The organism is Staphylococcus schleiferi, from assembly GCF_025558325.1.
GTDB classification, from domain to species: domain Bacteria; phylum Bacillota; class Bacilli; order Staphylococcales; family Staphylococcaceae; genus Staphylococcus; species Staphylococcus schleiferi.
This window is the reverse complement of the sequence record NZ_CP094712.1, coordinates 1,275,008-1,292,598: the sequence shown is the minus strand read 5'-3', so window position 1 is coordinate 1,292,598 and position 17,591 is coordinate 1,275,008. Positions and strand designations below refer to the sequence as shown.

The window sequence follows — 17,591 nt, the reverse complement described above, 5'->3', positions numbered from 1 at the left end:
TCACCTTATATTACAATTTACTGCATCATAATTTTGTGAATGATTAAAAGACAGTTGTATTATTATACAATTTATCCATTAAAAAAGGAATTATTATGCTCAATGATTTGAATAATATTATTGGCAGTTTCTTCAATCGCTTTATTAGAAACATCTAAAACTGGACAGCCTATCTTTTCAACAATTTGATTAAAGTATTCAAGTTCTTCTGTAATACGTTGGTCTGTCGCATAGCGTGCGGAATCAGATAAGCCTAACTGTTTAAGTCTTTCTTTACGAATTGCATTTAATTTTTCAGCACTTATTTTCAAAGCTATACACTTCTGCGGATCTATTTCAAATAACGCATCAGGAGGTGTCACTTCAGGAACGATAGGAACATTCATCACTTTGTATCGTTTATGTGCTAAATATTGTGAAATGGGTGTTTTTGAAGTACGTGAGACCCCAATTAAAACAATATCTGCTTTAGGTAACCCTTTAGGATCTTTGCCATCGTCATATTTAACAGCAAACTCCATCGCCTCTATTTTTTTGAAATAATCTTCGTCAAGCTGATGTACAATACCAGGTTCGTTTAATGATTTTTGATTAAATGTTTTTTCCATCACTTGAATCATAGGACCCATAATATCAACTGATTTGAGATCGTATTGCTCTATTAATTCTTGCATATAATTACGGATATCAGGGCGTACAAGTGTGTATATAATGATAGAATCGACTTCTCTTGCTAAGGCAATGATTTCGTCGATATTTTCTTTTGTTTCTATATAAGGATAGCGTAATATGTCAGATGAGTGATCGCTATGTTTAAATTGGGAAATACATGCTTTAGCTACTAATTCAGCAGTCTCTCCCACTGAATCTGAAGCAACAATTACTTTTACATTTTTCATAGATTATCCTCCTAATGATCAAATAGCGATACGAATAGTTTTGTGATTGTGGTTTTCGAAATACGTCCTGTCACTTCAAACTTGCCGTTTTCTTTTGCTCGTACTATAGGTATTGAGTCTATTTCTTTTGTTATCATTTGTCGTGCTGCATACAAGACTAAATCATTCTCATTGAGCAAGACGATATTAGGCATTCTTGTCATAATAATATTGACTGGCATAGTGTGTATGTCTTGCCCTGCCATCGAAGCTCTAAGTAAATCTTTTCTCGAACATACACCAACGAGTTCATTTTCATTATTAACAATGAATAATGTTCCTACATCTTCAATAAATATCGAGCAAATCGCATCATAAACTGTCACATCGCTTTTTAAAATCACTGGATGTGATTGGTAATCTTTAACGATATATTGTTTTAATTGTTCAGTTAAAAGTTGTGATCCTGACTTACCGGAATAAAAGTAACCGACTCTAGGTCTTGCTTCTAAATATCCAGCCATCGTTAAGATAGCTAAATCAGGTCTCAACGTAGCACGAGTTAAATTTAACTGTTCTGCTATCTTTTCACCTGTAATAGGTCCAGAAGACTTAACAATTTCTACAATATGGGCTTGTCTTTGACTAAGTTCTATATGAGTCTCTAACTATTTAAAACCGTAAACGGTTATGCTAATTAAATAGCAGAAGTGCCTCCTTTTTACATACTAGCACTATATTTTTATCTGTTGGCAAACCAGTAACATTAAATTGTTAATATTGCATCGATTATGGAAAACGATATATTGAAAGTTTATAAAAGTAACCTATAGTTCCTCATATAAACTTTGAGTTGGCATGCAATCAAAATTAGTTTGACTTTGCATTTTTAGTACAATATTCATTATAACTTGTATTCGAAAGTGATACAATTATGATTTTACTTGCCTTTCTAATTCGTATAATTTAGAATTAATAATAAAGCGAGTTAAGGATGGTGGAAGCTTAACACACTGATTTGGCGTATGATTTGAGTTGAATAAAAGTGAGTGGCGACACTAATTTGGGTGGAACCGCGGATTATTATAATAATTCGTCCCAAGGCAAAGTTGATTCTTTGGCTTGGGGCTTTTTTATTGTTAAGGAGTGTAAAATTGAAATGGATAAAAACATGGATACTATTGTACAATTAGCCAAACACAGAGGATTTGTTTTTCCTGGTAGTGAAATTTATGGTGGTTTAGCAAACACTTGGGACTATGGTCCTTTAGGTGTTGAATTGAAAAACAATATTAAAAGAGCATGGTGGAAAAAGTTCATCACGCAATCACCTTATAATGTAGGTTTGGATGCTGCTATTTTAATGAACCCTAAAACTTGGGAAGCATCAGGACATTTAGGTAACTTTAATGATCCAATGATCGATAACAAAGATAGTAAAATAAGATATCGTGCTGACAAATTGATTGAAGACTATATGTTAAACGAAAAAGGCGATGAAAACTTTATTGCTGATGGTTTAAGTTTTGATGAGATAAAACGCATTATTGATGAAGAAGGCATCACTTGTCCTGTAAGTGGTACTGCGAATTGGACAGACATTCGTCAATTTAATTTAATGTTTAAAACATTCCAAGGTGTTACTGAAGATTCAACAAATGAGATCTTCTTACGACCTGAAACAGCTCAAGGTATTTTTGTGAATTATAAAAATGTACAACGTTCAATGCGTAAGAAACTACCATTTGGTATTGGGCAAATTGGTAAATCTTTCCGTAATGAAATTACACCTGGGAACTTTATTTTCCGTACACGTGAATTTGAGCAAATGGAATTAGAATTTTTCTGTAAACCTGGTACAGAAATCGAATGGCAAAACTATTGGAAAGAATTTGCTGCGAACTGGTTAACTAATTTAGGTCTTAACAAAGACAATACACGTTTACGTGACCATGATGAAGATGAGTTATCTCACTACTCAAATGCTACAACAGATATCGAATATCGTTTCCCATTTGGTTGGGGCGAATTATGGGGTATTGCTAGTCGAACAGATTACGACTTAAAACAACATAGTGAACACTCTGGAGATGATTTTAGATATCATGATCCAGAAACAAATGAAAAGTATATCCCTTACTGTATTGAACCTTCATTAGGTGCCGATCGTGTGACATTAGCCTTTTTATGTGACGCTTATGATGAAGAAGGTGTTGAAGGAAGTAAAGATGCACGTACAGTATTACACTTCCACCCTGCCATTGCACCATACAAAGCAGCAATTTTACCATTAAGTAAAAAGCTATCTGCAGATGCGATTAAAGTTTATGAACAATTAAGTGAAGACTTTGTAGTAGATTTTGATGAATCTCAATCTATTGGTAAACGTTATCGTCGACAAGATGAAATTGGTACACCATACTGTATTACGTTCGACTTTGATTCACTTGAAGATCAACAAGTAACAGTGCGTGATCGTGATACAATGGAACAAGTTCGTATGCCAATTAGTGAATTAAATGCATTTTTAGCAGAAAAAGTTAAATTTTAAAGGCTGTACACTTTATATGGTGGTTATGTGTCTATAATAATTAAGCCGCAAACTTCCGATTGCTTCTTCGAGTCTCGCTTTCCCAGGCGCCTTACCTCAACTAATTTTGGCTTTTATGGTAGCTCATAAAAAGCCAAAATGGATTTTCGGTTTCGGCTCTATGCCTCGGGAGTCTCGACTCGGTACGCAATCTATTTAAGCAATTTCACTATTGAAAAGTGGCATTGCTTACTTTATGAATCACACGTTTTACAGAAGATGCAGAAACGTTACAATCACTTGCGATATCAGTTTCTGAGCGAACTTGTGTTGCTTTATCTATAATAGCTTTCTGAACATGGTTTGAGATAAAACAGTTATCCTCAACAACATTTGTTTTAGAATTAAAAGTCCGACCACAAACCCTACATTTAAAACATTGTTTTAACAGATTTAAATACACTGCTATCTCTTGGAATCTTAAAAAAGTAATTCGCGATAAACGTTTTCCGTGTTTGTGTATTCGGTTTGGATTCGAATGATAACAGTGAGGACAAGTCATAGGCTTATATGAAAGGGTACCAAAGATGACGTTAGATTTCTTACCTCTAATAACTACATCTTCTTCAACTTTAGTGATTTTAATATTATTATCTTTTAATATATCATTACACATAGGCGCAATATGTCTCCTTTATTTTTGGTTTAGTCACTTAAAATGATAGAGGCATTTGCGCTATTTTTGTACAAAAAAGCAGGATGACTTATGTCATCCCACCATAAAAAATGAAGAACCATTTTAAATAAGAAAATGGGAGTGGACGACATTGATGTAATCCACTCCCATTTCTTTTATATTGTAAAATTTGTCATTAGACCTCTTCACTTTTTAGTGGATAAGCAACTTTTTTATCGATCAAAATTTTGATTCATTTCAAGTCGATGAAGTTGATTAATGAGTCTTTGACTTTTAAAATACATGCCAGCATACTCCTTATACAGAAGTAAAATGAATTGAGACATTTCGTCAACAATGGCATCTTGAATACGAATTTCTTTAATTTTATTCAAAGGTAAATTTTTTAAAACTTGAGTAAGGTAGATTGTTTTATTCGATAATGGATAAGCATGTTCATCTTGAGATGCAGCCTGTTGAGACAAAACGCCGTTAAATTTAAAACTATAATGTGTGAAATGACCCGGATGGGTATCTCCTGTAACTACACATTGAGACAAGTCTATATCAAAACCAAAGCGAGACATACATTTTAACATCACAATATTTGCCACAAGTTGGGGAGAGACACCTTGATGAATTCGATCAAACGCAAAAATAAGTAATGCGTACATATGATGATTGACTTCATCTGCTTCCATTGAGCGATCAATCGTTTCTAGACAAAGGCTGGCATAACTATTCGCATATATATCTTGACGCAATTCGTAATTCAAATCAATCACATCAACAGATGTAAGTGACCCCATGCCTTTCCATTTGTTGTATATGAACAGACCTTGTACAAAAAGTTGGGTAGTAGCTTGAAGCCCTGATTTGACCTTTTTGGCACGCTTTACCATAAGGGGAACTTTAGCGCCATGTTCATTTAAAATGGTGATAATTTTATCAGATTCACCATAATCTACAGCTTTAATGATGATACCTTTTTGCTTCACTAACATGTCGCCACCACCTGATTTACAAAATCATTCGTCTTCAACGTAACCCATTTGTTTAATAAATGTAGTCTTGTTGCGCCAATCTTTTTGAACTTTTACCCATAAATCAAGGTATACTTTTGAGCCGAGTAGATGTTCAATATCAAGGCGCGCTCTTTTGCCGATTTCTTTTAATTTTTTGCCACCTTTACCAATGACAATCCCTTTCTGTGAATCACGTTCTACAAAAATCGTAGCCTCAATATGAACACGATCTTCAGATTCTTTGGTCATACGCTCAACATTAACCCCAATAGCATGAGGGATTTCTTCAGTAGTCGTTTGTAGAATTTTTTCACGAATGAGTTCACTCACGACAAATTGTTCTGGGTGATCTGAAATTTGACCATCTGGATAATATTGGGGTCCTTCAGGTAAATAAGATTTTAATACATTTAGAAAATGTTCGACGTTATGGCCTTCTAACGCAGAAATAGGTACGATTTCCGAAAAATCCATATAAGTTTGGTATTGTTCGATTTTTGGCATTAATGCATCAGGATGCACTAAATCAATTTTATTTAAGACTAAAAAAACAGGTGTTTTTACCGTTTTTAACATCTCCATAATATATTGATCGCCTCGGCCAATCTCCTCATTGACATTGACCATAAACATCACTGCATCAATTTCAGAAAGTGTATTTTTAGCCACTTTCATCATGTAGTCCCCTAGCTTATGCTTAGGTTTGTGAATACCGGGTGTATCCAGAAATACGATTTGTGCATCTTTTTCTGTCATGACCCCTTGTATTTTATTTCGTGTCGTTTGCGCTTTGTCTGACATAATCGCAATCTTGTGACCGATGACACGATTAACAAACGTAGATTTACCCACATTGGGACGGCCAATGATAGTTACAAATCCTGATTTATATTCATTCATTATTTAAATCCTTTCCAGAAAATCCATATGGTAAAAGTTCAGCAACAGTAGATGTTCTTACTTCTCCTGTTTGGTTCGTCATATACACAGGCATGTCATCATCACATAATTCTTTCATCACCTGTCTGCAAGGACCACATGGTGAAGCAAGTTCAGGACTATCCACTGTTATGGTAATCGATTCAAAATCACCAGGGCGATAACCTTGAGAAATTGCAGCAACTAAAGCTGAACGCTCAGCGCAAATTGATGATGGATAAGCGGCATTTTCAACGTTTGCACCATGGAATGTATGTCCATCTTTCGTGATAAGATATGCACCAACTTTAAATTTACTATAAGGTGCATATGCTTTTTGTTGCGCTGCTCTAACTTCTTTGTAGTGTTCTTCTGTATAAGCCATGTTTTTTAGCTCCTCTTATATCAATTTAGGTATAAAAATCATACAACCAATAATTATAGCAAAAATAGATGCTAGCAACACACTGAATGCTGAAATATCTTTTGCATTTTTTGCAAATATATGAAATGAACCTGTTGTCAAATCTACGGCGTACTCAATGGCTGTATTAATCGCCTCTGTAATGAGAACTAAAAATATTGCTAATATGATTAATATCCATTCGATTCGATTTAACGACAAGAAACTTCCAAAAATTATAATTAAAACCGCCAATATAAGATGGTATAAAAAGTTTCTATCTTTACGCAACAACGTGAGGCCACCTTGTAATGCGTATTTAAAACGATTCATCATCGATCCCTAGTTAAACCAAAGCCTTCTAGTATTTCTTTTTGGCGGCCAAACATAATTCTTTCTTCTTCTTCAGACATGTGATCATAACCTAATAAATGCAAAAAGCCATGTAGTGCTAAAAATCCTAGCTCTCGCTCAAAAGAATGGTTATACTGTTGCGCCTGTTCTTGCGCCACATCAGTACAAATGATGATGTCTCCTAAAATACGTGGCATTTCCATGCCTTCAAAAATGTCTTCTTGTTCTTCAAAAGCAAAAGATATAACATCTGTGACACGGTCTTTATCTCTATATTCACGATTAATAGCTTGGATTTCGTCTTTGTCTGCAAATGTCACTGATAGTTCAGCTTCTTCATTTATACCTTCTTCAGTTCTTGCGTAATCCAACAGCGCATTAATTTGTTCATACCATTCTGCTTTCACTTCTCCTGTATGATCACTAAAATCAATTGTAAACATGGATTAATCCTCCTCGTATCGACTGATTATTCTTCCAACTAAAGGATGGCGAACAACATCAGCTTGATCTAAATGTTGAATTGATAGCCCTTTAATATTTTTCAGTCTTTGTTCTGCTTCTATTAAGCCGCTTTTGACGCCTTTAGGTAAGTCGATTTGTGTTTTATCTCCAGTTACAACCATTTTCGAGCCGAAACCAAGTCGTGTTAAAAACATCTTCATCTGAGCGTGTGTTGTATTCTGCGCTTCATCTAATATGACAAATGCATCATCTAACGTTCTCCCTCTCATATAAGCTAAAGGTGCAATTTCGATGATACCTCTTTCGATAAAGCGTGCGGTTTGCTCAACACCAAGAACTGTATTCAGACCATCATATAAAGGACGGAGGTAAGGATCCACCTTTTCTTTTAAATCGCCAGGTAAAAACCCCAGAGATTCCCCTGCCTCTACGGCTGGACGAGTAAGTACAAGCCTTTTAACTTGGCCAGCACGCAAAGCTTTTGCGGCATAAACAACTGCTAAAAATGTCTTCCCAGTACCGGCAGGACCAATACCAAAAACTAAGTCATTCTTTTTCATTGCATGAATATACATACGTTGCCCCATCGTTTTGGCACGAATGGTTTTTCCAAATGCATCTTTAGTGATTTCTTCTTCGTATAAATCGATAAGATGTTCGATTTGTCCATTCTTTGCCATTTTGATTGCTGCTTGTACATCTTTAACCGTAACTGATGCACCTTGCTCAATCACTTTAAGTAAGTTGATGAGTACAGATTCCGCTTCAGTAACAGCATCCAGCTTTTCACCTTTGACTGCTACTTCTTGTCCTCTTGCATGTATGACGACATCAAACGCATCTTCAATTAGTTTAATATGTTCATCATTATTCCCTAATAAAGCTTGTGCTTGATTGATATCGTCAATCTGAATAATTCCAGGCATATAGTAGCTCCTTTTCATGTATTGTTATCACAAATGTATCAAATTTAAATTGTATGTTGCAATTGTTCTTTTATCGCTATAGGTTTATTATATCATGTTTGCTATATTTCAACCGTAAATCTAACATGAAATGACATAAAGTTGTCGGCTTGTTAACAGAACATTGCTGTTATAATTTTGCCCACTAGGGACAAGTAATAATGATGGATGTAATATTATCAACTAATAAACGATTTCATAAAATAACCAAAGGGAAAATCCCTTTGGTTAGTAGAGTGAGTTTATTTTAGTTGTTTAGGTTTGGTTAAAACTTCCGACCAAATCAAACCGTTTACTACCTCATTTTCAGAAAAGGTTAAGTCCCCTTTCAAAGCTGGGGTTGGTTCTTTTCTCTCAGTGAGTTGCTGTAATTTCATTCGTTTAGTACGATTAGATAAATACTCATCTTGAATAATTTCTTTTGCTTTACGTTCCATGCGTTCTAACTGTTTAAGACGCTCTTTATTAAGTTGTGCGTCGATTTCATCCATTTGAGATTGTAACAGTTCTTTGAGTTGCTTCGACGTATCTTCTTGCTTTTTTTGTTCTGACACTTTAGGCTTTATTGGCTCAACTTGCTTTTTAGGTATAGGTTGTTGTGAAGGTTGATGCTGCCTTTCTTCCTGAGGGACATGCTCAGGTTCTGAAAATTCTTTTTCAAATTCTTCTAGCTTTTCTTGTACTTTATCTAAAAAGCTTTTTTGATTCGTTTTTTCATGTTCAATATGTTTTTGTTGAGGAGGCTTACGATTTTGGCGTTTCTCATGACTTTTATCATTAACTGCGCTAATGATTGAAATAACGACAGAAATGATAAATATGATCACTCCTATACTCATAAAATCACCTCAATTAATGTTCTGATGTAGAGTTATCGTTATTTTGAGTGCTTTTATTAATCGCTTCTCTCATACCTGTATCAGCTTCTATATTTTTAAGATTGTAATAATCTTTGACACCTAAATTTCCTGAACGTAAAGCTTCGGCTAATGCAAGTGGAACTTCTGCTTCCGCTTCTACTACCTTCGCATGCATTTCTTGTACGCGTGCTTTCATTTCCTGTTCTTGGGCAACAGCCATCGCACGGCGTTCCTCTGCTTTTGCTTGTGCAATATTTTTATCAGCAATAGCTTGTTCAGTTTGTAAGTCTGCACCGATATTTTTGCTAATATCAACATCAGCAATATCAATTGATAAAATTTCAAATGCTGTTCCAGAGTCAAGACCTTTACTTAACACTGTTTTAGAAATATTATCAGGGTTTTCTAAAACTTGCGTATGGTGCTCACTTGAACCAATCGTTGAAACGATACCTTCACCGACACGTGCGATAATTGTGTCTTCTCCAGCACCACCGACTAAGCGTGAAATATTTGCACGTACTGTAATACGTGCTTTCGCTTTTACTTCAATCCCGTTCATTGCCACACCTGCGATAAATGGTGTTTCAATAACTTTAGGGTTTACAGACATTTGGACCGCTTGTAAAACGTCGCGGCCTGCTAAGTCGATAGCAGCACCACGTTCAAATGGTAAATTGATGTCAGCACGTTGAGCAGCAATGTTGGCATCAACAACGCGGTCTACATTACCTCCAGCTAGATAGTGTGATTCAAGTTGGTTTGTTGTAAGGTGTAAACCGGCTTTATGCGCTTTGATTAATGGACCAATGACTTTACGTGGTGATACACGACGTAAGCGCATCCCAACTAAAGTGCCAATGCCGACTTTAACACCAGCTGCAAGTGCAGATATCCATAATCCTACTGGTACAAATGAGAATAATATGATAAGTGCAACAATGATAAGTGCAGCGATGATAATAAATGATATAAATCCAGTTGTTAACATTGCATTCTCTCCTTTATATTTAGTTTTCTCTTACTACAACACGTGTACCTTCGACTTCGATAATTGTGACTTCAGAATCTTTATTGATAAAAGAGCCTTCTGAAACAGCATCAATACGCTCATGATTGTATAAAATAATTCCTGAAGGTCTCAAATCGGTATACGTGATGGCTTTCTTGCCCACTAAGTCTGATCGATCATTGTGAGAAGTATAGCCAGATTCTTTATTCGTTGAATCTTTTAAAACAACCTTATCAAAGATAGAAATACTCTTTTTAAAGAATTTCACTAAAATCACCCATTCAATTAATGTCAAAATTAGTGCAACGATAACATTAAGTAGCATCATTGGTAAATCATTACCCATGGTAATCAAGCTGATAATGATTAAAATCATACCAATAATACCTAGAACTGCACCAAAAACAAATAGTTCTATGATTACTAAAATAGCACCAATTGTAAATAACATAATCGTAATCACAGATAAACTGCCTTCTATGATGAAACCTAAAAATATAAGTAATAAAGCGAACAAGGCAATAATACCAGCAAAATTAATTTTTCGAGAATAAAGTTGATATAAAAAACCAAGAAAGACTAGACAGGTTAGTACTAACGAAATACTTTGCGTGGTTAACCATGAGCCAATTTGCTCAAAGCCACTTTGATTTGTTACCTTATCAATCATATTTAAATTATGTATGACGAATTTAATTGTTCATACACCTCACTCTCTTCTTTGTAGTATACATGAAATTACAGCTGACATGTAGTAGTTATGCATTTTATTTTTTAATGTTAAAAAGCCTAGAACACGATGTTCTAGGCTTTTATATATCATTATTTGAACGTTGAGGGAGTTCAACACAATGAAATTATCTGAATTTACGTTTACGAGCAGCTTCAGATTTCTTTTTACGTTTTACGCTTGGTTTTTCATAGAATTCGCGTTTGCGAACTTCTTGAATTGTACCACTTTTAGAAACTGAGCGTTTAAAACGACGTAAAGCATCTTCTAATGATTCGTTTTTGCGGACTACTGTTTTAGACATCTGTATTTCCCTCCCTCCAAATATCAAAAAAACTTTTATTCATCAGTACATGGCTATGAACCATATACACAATAGTATAAATTAAATCTCTATTTCGGTCAATCTTCAAATTTACATTTTTAAAGATAAACGAAATCTTTTTTAATGTACGATTACAAAGAATATAGAAGGCAAAAGTATAGAAACAGCCTATTTTGATAAGGATAACGTCCATTGAAAACAGTACAAATGAACAAGAAATATACTAAAGCTTTTAATATTCTGTGTAAATCTATAAATTAATGTTAATTTAATATAACTTACTTTAATTATATAAGCACATGCTCGTGTTCAGAAGCGTTTGAAGCATGCGTAACCACACGTAATAAAGAACCTTGATTAATAGGATATCCAGCCTTTGTAATTTTAACCTTACAAATTTGGCCAATTAAAGAAGTATCGCCTTCAAATTCAACTTTCATATAATTATCAGCATAACCTACCAATACATTGTTGTGTGACCCTTTTTCTTCAGGGATTACTTCTAATACGTCATTTTCAAATTGAGAAGCATACGTTTTTGCGAGTTGATTACTCAATTCGATTAACTTATGAACACGTTCGTTTTTGATTTCTTCATCTATTTGATCGTCCATGCGTGCTGCAGGTGTCCCAATTCTTGGGGAATATGGGAATACATGTAGTTCAGAGAAATGATGATTAACAATAAAATCATAAGTTTCTTGGAACTCTGCTTCCGTTTCACCTGGGAAACCAACAATAACATCACTTGTTACAGCTAAGCCTGGTAGTGCTTCGTGTAATTTTTGAATACGTTCAGAAAAATGAGACATAGAATATTTACGACGCATGCGTTTTAATACACTATCTGAACCAGATTGAAGTGGCACGTGCAAGTGTCTTACCACTTTATGTGACTGTTTTAATACTTCTATTACTTCATCAGTCAGCTGACTTGCTTCTATAGAGGAGATTCGAATACGTTCAAGCCCATCTACAGTTTCAAGATCTCTAAGCAATTGTGCGAGGTTATAATCTTTTAAGTCTTGTCCATAACCTCCTGTATGAATACCAGTTAAAACAATTTCTTTATAACCGGAATTAACAAGCTGTGTTGCTTGTTCAATAACTTTTTTAGGATCTCTAGAACGCATTAAGCCCCGTGCCCACGGTATGATACAGAAAGTACAGAAATTATTGCATCCTTCTTGAATCTTTAAAGATGCACGTGTGCGGTCTGTAAAATATGGGACATCTAATTCTTCATAAGTGCGATTTTTCATAATATTACTTACGCCATTAATAGGTTGGCGTTCTTTTTGGTATTCGTTGATATAACCAAGTAATTTATGTCTGTCTTGCGTACCTACAACAATGTCAACACCAGGAATTTCCATAATTTCAGCAGAAGAAGTTTGTGCATAACATCCTGTCACACACACGACAGCTTCTGGATTACGTCGAATGGCACGACGAATCACTTGTCTACTTTTTTTATCGCCTGTATTTGTTACAGTACATGTATTAATAACAAAAACGTCTGCATTTTGTTCAAAATCAACACGTTCATAGTTTTCTTCTTTGAATAATTGCCAAATTGCTTCTGTCTCGTAGTGGTTTACTTTACAACCTAATGTGTGAAAAGCAACTGTACTCATATACTCACCCCATCAATTCTATTTCATAACTTATGGCACTTAGTGCATATAGTGGTGCGGTTTCAGCACGTAAAATTCTTGGGCCTAAACCAATACAAGTTGCAACTTTTTCAAAAGCTGCCACCTCTTCATCAGAAAAGCCACCTTCAGGACCAAATAGCATTAAGACACGAGCACCTGGCTTTAATTGTTGAATCTTAGTCTTAAAAAATGCCCGTTCATTTTCTTTTGCAGATGCCTCATAAGCCATAAGCACACAATCATATTGATTTATCATACCATAAATGTCTTTTAAATTCGAGGTAAAGTTAACTTCAGGGATGATTTGACGATAGCTTTGTTCAGCTGCTTCTTTAACGATTTTTTTCCAACGTTCAACTTTTTTATCGGCTTTTTGCTTATTTAATTTAACAATAGATCGGTCCATTTGAGTTGTGATGAACGCACTTGCACCAAGCTCAGTTGCTTTTTGTAGCAACCACTCATATTTATCGCCTTTAATAAGACCGCTACAAATAGTGATAGAAATAGGCAATTCACTCGCTATATCGACTCGTGCCAGACATTCGATTGAAATGTCGCTATCAGATATTTCTATAATTTTACAGCGGAAAGTTTGAGCGTCTAAAAAATTAACGATAATCTCATCGCCTACTGATAAACGCATGACATTTTTAATATGGTGTATATCATTTTTATCTGTGATAAAAAAACGCTGATGAAGTTCAGCGTTTTTATGAATAAAGTATCTTTGCATATTAAATCTCCTTACGCGCTATAATGCAAACCCAACCTTCTTGCAACTCAGTGTTAATAATTGTAAAACCAGCTGCTTTCATTTGCGCTTGTATTTCATCACGCTTTTCTTCAATAATACCAGATGCAATGAAATAACCGTTAGGATTCAATCGCGCATAAGCGTCTGTAATCATTTTTTCGATAATATGTGCCAATATATTAGCAATGATAACGTCATATTGTTCTGTCTCATTGACCAATAAGTTGCCTGTGCCTGTTTGTATAGTGTCAAGACAATGATTTTTTTCGAAATTTTCTTGTGCAACTTTTACAGCCATTTCATCTAAATCAATGGCTTTAATCGCTTTAGCACCAAGTAAATAAGAGGCGATACTTAAAATACCAGACCCTGTGCCCACATCTATAACGCGATGTTCAGGTTGTATTGTTGTCTCTAAAGCACTTAAGCACATACTTGTCGTTGGGTGATCACCTGTACCAAATGCCATACCTGGGTCTAACTCAATATAAAGATGATCAGATGTACGGTCTACTGACTCCCAACTCGGCACTATATAGAAACGATTTGAAGCTTGAAATGGGTGAAAATAGTTTTTCCACTCATTCTCCCAATCTGATTCCTGAATAGTCTTTTCACTTAAAGCTAGGATGGATTGATCAATTAAAGGCGCATGCGTAAATTGTGATTTAATATTTTCTTTTAAAGTTTCATCATATTGAAAATCATTAAAATAGGCTTTAATAATCATGTGTCTCTCAGGGTAGTCTTCTGGATTCAGTTCAAAAATCTCTCCGAATCGATCTTCACGTTCTTTTGAAAGCTCTCCCGAATCTTCAATCGCAACACCACTTGAACCGGCTTCTTGAAGAATTTCAGTAACAACGGCTTCTGCGTCTTGGTTTACGGTTACAGAAAGTTCAATCCATGTCATTGACTAATCTCCTTTGAAAAAGCGACGTGCTTTATCTTTAAAATTAGATGGCTGTTCAGTAATATTTTCTCCTGATTCACTCGCAAATTCTTTTAAAATTTCACGTTGTCTTTCAGTTAAGCGTGTAGGCGTCTGTACACGGATATTTACAAATAAATCACCGTATCCATAGCCATGCACATTTTTAATCCCTTTACCTTTAAGTCTGAACTGTTTACCAGTTTGTGTACCTTCTGGAATAGTTAACATGACATGTCCATTTAATGTTGGGATTTTAACTTCATCACCTAAAGCAGCTTGTGCAAATCCAATATCATGGTGATATAAAATGTCATCGCCTTCACGTTGGAACTTATCAGATGGTTTAACGCGGAATACGACAAATAAATCACCAGCAGGACCTCCATTTTCACCTGGTGAACCTTGACCTGCTAAACGAATTTGTTGGTCGTTATCGACACCTTCTGGAACAGTCACTTCAAGTTTGACATTTTTAATTTCTGTTCCTTTACCTTTACAAGTTGGACATGGCTCTTCAAATTCTTCGCCAGTTCCATTACATTCAGGACAAACTTTCTCAGTTCTTACACGTCCAAGTATTGTGTTTTGCTCTACTGTTATATGGCCTTTACCTTTACAGTATGAACATGTTTTCTTTTTAGTTCCTGGTTTGGCACCTTCCCCACCACACGTATGACAAGTAACTTCTTTACGAATAGAAATTTCTTTTTTCGTACCGAATACAGCTTCCTCAAAAGAAATGGTCATTGTATATTGAAGGTCGTCACCTTTACGTGGGGCGTTTGGATCACGCTGTCTTTGAGCACCACCAAAAAATGAGCTAAATATATCTTCAAATCCGCCCCCAAATCCTGAAAAGTCCTGGCCACCAAAACCTTGACCAAATCCACCTTGAGGTCCAGAATGACCAAATTGATCATAATTTGCGCGTTTATTATCATCGCTAAGTACTTCATAAGCTTCACTTATTTCTTTAAACTTAGCATCTGCGCCCTCTTCTTTATTAATATCTGGATGATATTTTTTTGACAATTTGCGGTAAGCCTTTTTAATTTCATCCTTACTTGCGCTTTTGCTTACACCAAGAACTTCATAATAATCTCTTTTTGCCAATGCCATCTCTCCTTTATATGCAAATTATGATTAAAAAGGGGCTGGGACGATTGAATGTCCTAGCCCCTTTGAGCGACTTTTTACAGTCAATATATACTTAGTGACATGACCTATTTTTGTGATTGATCGTCGTCATTTACTTCTTTAAATTCGCCGTCTTCAACTGTGCTTCCTTGTTGAGATGCATTGCCTTGACTTGCTTGAGCTTGTTGTTGTGCTTGCTCATATACTTTCATAGATAGTTGTTGTACAACTTGTTCTAAAGCTTCTTTTTTCGCTTTAATGTCTTCGATATCGTTACCTTCTAAAGCAGTTTTAAGCTCGTCTTTTTTCGCTTCAGCATCTTTTTTATCATCTTCGCTTACGTTTTCACCTAAGTCTTTTAATGTTTTATCTACTTGGAATACAAGTTGATCTGCTTCATTTCTTAAATCTACTTCTTCACGACGTTTTTTGTCAGCTTCAGCATTTTGTTCTGCATCTTTAACCATACGATCGATTTCTTCATCTGATAACGCTGAAGAAGATTCGATTGTAATGTTTTGCTCTTTATTTGTACCTAAATCTTTAGCAGTTACGTTTACGATACCGTTTTTATCAATATCAAAAGTAACTTCAATTTGAGGTACGCCACGTGGTGCTGGTGGAATGTCAGTTAATTGGAAGCGACCTAATGTTTTGTTGTCAGATGCCATCGGACGTTCACCTTGTAACACATGAATGTCTACAGCAGGTTGATTGTCAGCGGCAGTAGAATAAACTTGAGATTTTGATGTTGGAATTGTTGTGTTACGTTCAATTAAAGTGTTCATACGGCCACCCATGATTTCAATACCAAGCGAAAGTGGCGTAACGTCTAGAAGTACAACATCTTTAACGTCACCAGTAATGACACCGCCTTGAATTGCAGCCCCCATAGCTACAACTTCATCAGGGTTAACACCTTTGTTTGGTTCTTTACCAATTTCTTTTTTGATTGCTTCTTGTACTGCTGGGATACGTGTAGAACCACCTACTAAGATAACTTCATCAATATCAGCTTTTGAAAGACCAGCATCTTGCATTGCTTGACGTGTTGGACCCATTGTTTTTTGAACAAGTGAATCTGCTAATTCTTCAAATTTAGCACGTGTCAATGTTGTTTCTAAGTGTAACGGTCCAGATTCTCCTGCAGAAATAAATGGAAGTGAAATTTGTGTTGAAGAAACGCCAGATAAATCTTTTTTCGCTTTTTCAGCTGCATCTTTTAAACGTTGTAATGCCATTTTATCTTGAGATAAATCTACACCGTTTTCAGATTTGAATTGTTGAACAAGATAATCAATAATGACTTGGTCAAAGTCGTCCCCACCAAGTTTATTGTCACCTGCAGTAGCAAGTACTTCGAACACACCGTCACCTAATTCTAAGATAGAAACGTCAAATGTTCCGCCACCTAAGTCAAATACTAAAACTTTTTCATCTTTTTCTGTTTTATCTAAACCATAAGCTAATGCTGCAGCTGTAGGCTCGTTAATAATACGTTCAACTTCTAATCCAGCAATTTTACCAGCATCTTTAGTTGCTTGACGTTCAGCATCATTGAAGTAAGCAGGTACTGTAATAACAGCTTTTTCTACTTTTTCGCCTAAATAGCTTTCAGCAGTACTTTTTAGATTTTGTAAAATCATTGCTGAAATTTCTTGTGGTGTATAATCTTTGCCATCGATATTTTCTTTGTGATCAGTACCCATATAACGTTTAATAGATTGAATTGTATTTGGGTTTGTAATTGCTTGACGTTTAGCAACTTCACCAACTTGTGTTTCTCCACCTTTAAAAGCAACAACAGATGGTGTTGTACGTGCGCCTTCAGGGTTTTGAATTACTTTTGGTTCGTCTCCCTCTAAAACTGATACACAAGAGTTAGTAGTACCTAAATCAATTCCAATAACTTTACTCATAGTCTAATTCCTCCTAAATTTCAAACATTGTTATTTTTACATAAA

General features: G+C 35.4%; 19 protein-coding genes. 1 reads left to right on the top strand and 18 read right to left on the bottom strand.

Annotated elements, in window-relative coordinates:
* Positions 1 to 71: 71 nt before the first annotated feature.
* On the bottom strand, positions 72 to 899 hold the full coding sequence (locus MUA40_RS06060; protein WP_167732872.1) for a pyruvate, water dikinase regulatory protein: 828 nt from the start codon (positions 897 to 899) through the stop codon (positions 72 to 74).
* 11 nt (positions 900 to 910) lie between these two features.
* Positions 911 to 1,534 carry a transcriptional regulator CcpN gene (gene ccpN, locus MUA40_RS06055; protein ID WP_081635142.1) on the bottom strand — a complete coding sequence of 208 codons (624 nt, stop codon included), beginning with the start codon at positions 1,532 to 1,534 and terminating at the stop codon, positions 911 to 913.
* A 503-nt stretch (positions 1,535 to 2,037) separates the two neighbouring features.
* Here ccpN and MUA40_RS06050 point away from each other — a divergent pair.
* Complete coding sequence (locus MUA40_RS06050; protein ID WP_262569219.1) at positions 2,038 to 3,429, top strand: glycine--tRNA ligase; 1,392 nt, start codon at positions 2,038 to 2,040, stop codon at positions 3,427 to 3,429.
* Positions 3,430 to 3,637: 208 nt separating this feature from the next.
* On the opposite strand, the gene MUA40_RS06045 is transcribed toward MUA40_RS06050, so the two are convergent.
* The 16 genes from MUA40_RS06045 to dnaK all read right to left on the bottom strand — a co-directional run bounded on the left by MUA40_RS06045 (position 3,638) and on the right by dnaK (position 17,546).
* Positions 3,638 to 4,084: an ISL3 family transposase gene (locus MUA40_RS06045; protein WP_016425202.1), complete on the bottom strand. Its 447-nt coding sequence runs from the start codon at positions 4,082 to 4,084 to the stop codon at positions 3,638 to 3,640.
* A gap of 233 nt (positions 4,085 to 4,317) precedes the next feature.
* Positions 4,318 to 5,088, bottom strand: coding sequence for a DNA repair protein RecO (gene recO / locus MUA40_RS06040; RefSeq protein ID WP_016425203.1), 771 nt, complete (start codon positions 5,086 to 5,088; stop codon positions 4,318 to 4,320).
* A 24-nt stretch (positions 5,089 to 5,112) separates the two neighbouring features.
* A complete protein-coding gene (era, locus tag MUA40_RS06035; protein ID WP_016425204.1) occupies positions 5,113 to 6,009 on the bottom strand; it encodes a GTPase Era in 897 nt (298 codons plus the stop codon).
* Positions 6,002 to 6,412, bottom strand: coding sequence for a cytidine deaminase (gene cdd, locus MUA40_RS06030; protein WP_016425205.1), 411 nt, complete (start codon positions 6,410 to 6,412; stop codon positions 6,002 to 6,004). Before cdd ends, era begins: the two co-directional genes overlap by 8 nt.
* A 15-nt stretch (positions 6,413 to 6,427) precedes the next feature.
* Positions 6,428 to 6,763, bottom strand: coding sequence for a diacylglycerol kinase family protein (locus MUA40_RS06025; protein WP_170166958.1), 336 nt, complete (start codon positions 6,761 to 6,763; stop codon positions 6,428 to 6,430).
* Positions 6,763 to 7,227 (bottom strand): rRNA maturation RNase YbeY, encoded by a 465-nt coding sequence (gene ybeY / locus MUA40_RS06020; protein WP_016425207.1) that lies wholly within the window; start codon positions 7,225 to 7,227, stop codon positions 6,763 to 6,765. Before ybeY ends, MUA40_RS06025 begins: the two co-directional genes overlap by 1 nt.
* A 3-nt stretch (positions 7,228 to 7,230) precedes the next feature.
* Positions 7,231 to 8,175 carry a PhoH family protein gene (locus tag MUA40_RS06015; protein WP_060829839.1) on the bottom strand — a complete coding sequence of 315 codons (945 nt, stop codon included), beginning with the start codon at positions 8,173 to 8,175 and terminating at the stop codon, positions 7,231 to 7,233.
* Positions 8,176 to 8,456: 281 nt separating this feature from the next.
* A complete protein-coding gene (locus tag MUA40_RS06010; protein ID WP_016425209.1) occupies positions 8,457 to 9,053 on the bottom strand; it encodes a hypothetical protein in 597 nt (198 codons plus the stop codon).
* Positions 9,054 to 9,066: 13 nt separating this feature from the next.
* Complete coding sequence (gene floA / locus MUA40_RS06005; protein WP_016425210.1) at positions 9,067 to 10,065, bottom strand: flotillin-like protein FloA; 999 nt, start codon at positions 10,063 to 10,065, stop codon at positions 9,067 to 9,069.
* Positions 10,066 to 10,084: 19 nt separating this feature from the next.
* On the bottom strand, positions 10,085 to 10,756 hold the full coding sequence (locus MUA40_RS06000; RefSeq protein ID WP_016425211.1) for an NfeD family protein: 672 nt from the start codon (positions 10,754 to 10,756) through the stop codon (positions 10,085 to 10,087).
* Positions 10,757 to 10,943: 187 nt separating this feature from the next.
* Complete coding sequence (gene rpsU / locus MUA40_RS05995; protein WP_002471046.1) at positions 10,944 to 11,120, bottom strand: 30S ribosomal protein S21; 177 nt, start codon at positions 11,118 to 11,120, stop codon at positions 10,944 to 10,946.
* A gap of 308 nt (positions 11,121 to 11,428) precedes the next feature.
* Complete coding sequence (gene mtaB, locus MUA40_RS05990) at positions 11,429 to 12,778, bottom strand: tRNA (N(6)-L-threonylcarbamoyladenosine(37)-C(2))-methylthiotransferase MtaB (RefSeq protein ID WP_016425212.1); 1,350 nt, start codon at positions 12,776 to 12,778, stop codon at positions 11,429 to 11,431.
* Positions 12,779 to 12,782: 4 nt separating this feature from the next.
* Positions 12,783 to 13,535 (bottom strand): 16S rRNA (uracil(1498)-N(3))-methyltransferase, encoded by a 753-nt coding sequence (locus MUA40_RS05985; RefSeq protein ID WP_016425213.1) that lies wholly within the window; start codon positions 13,533 to 13,535, stop codon positions 12,783 to 12,785.
* Position 13,536: 1 nt separating this feature from the next.
* The gene (gene prmA / locus MUA40_RS05980; RefSeq protein ID WP_016425214.1) at positions 13,537 to 14,469 is read right to left on the bottom strand and encodes a 50S ribosomal protein L11 methyltransferase; all 933 of its coding nucleotides are present in this window, start codon (positions 14,467 to 14,469) and stop codon (positions 13,537 to 13,539) included.
* A gap of 3 nt (positions 14,470 to 14,472) precedes the next feature.
* Positions 14,473 to 15,603, bottom strand: a complete 1,131-nt coding sequence (gene dnaJ / locus MUA40_RS05975; protein WP_016425215.1) for a molecular chaperone DnaJ — start codon at positions 15,601 to 15,603, stop codon at positions 14,473 to 14,475.
* A 110-nt stretch (positions 15,604 to 15,713) separates the two neighbouring features.
* Complete coding sequence (gene dnaK / locus MUA40_RS05970; RefSeq protein ID WP_016425216.1) at positions 15,714 to 17,546, bottom strand: molecular chaperone DnaK; 1,833 nt, start codon at positions 17,544 to 17,546, stop codon at positions 15,714 to 15,716.
* Between the last annotated feature and the right edge of the window lie 45 nt (positions 17,547 to 17,591).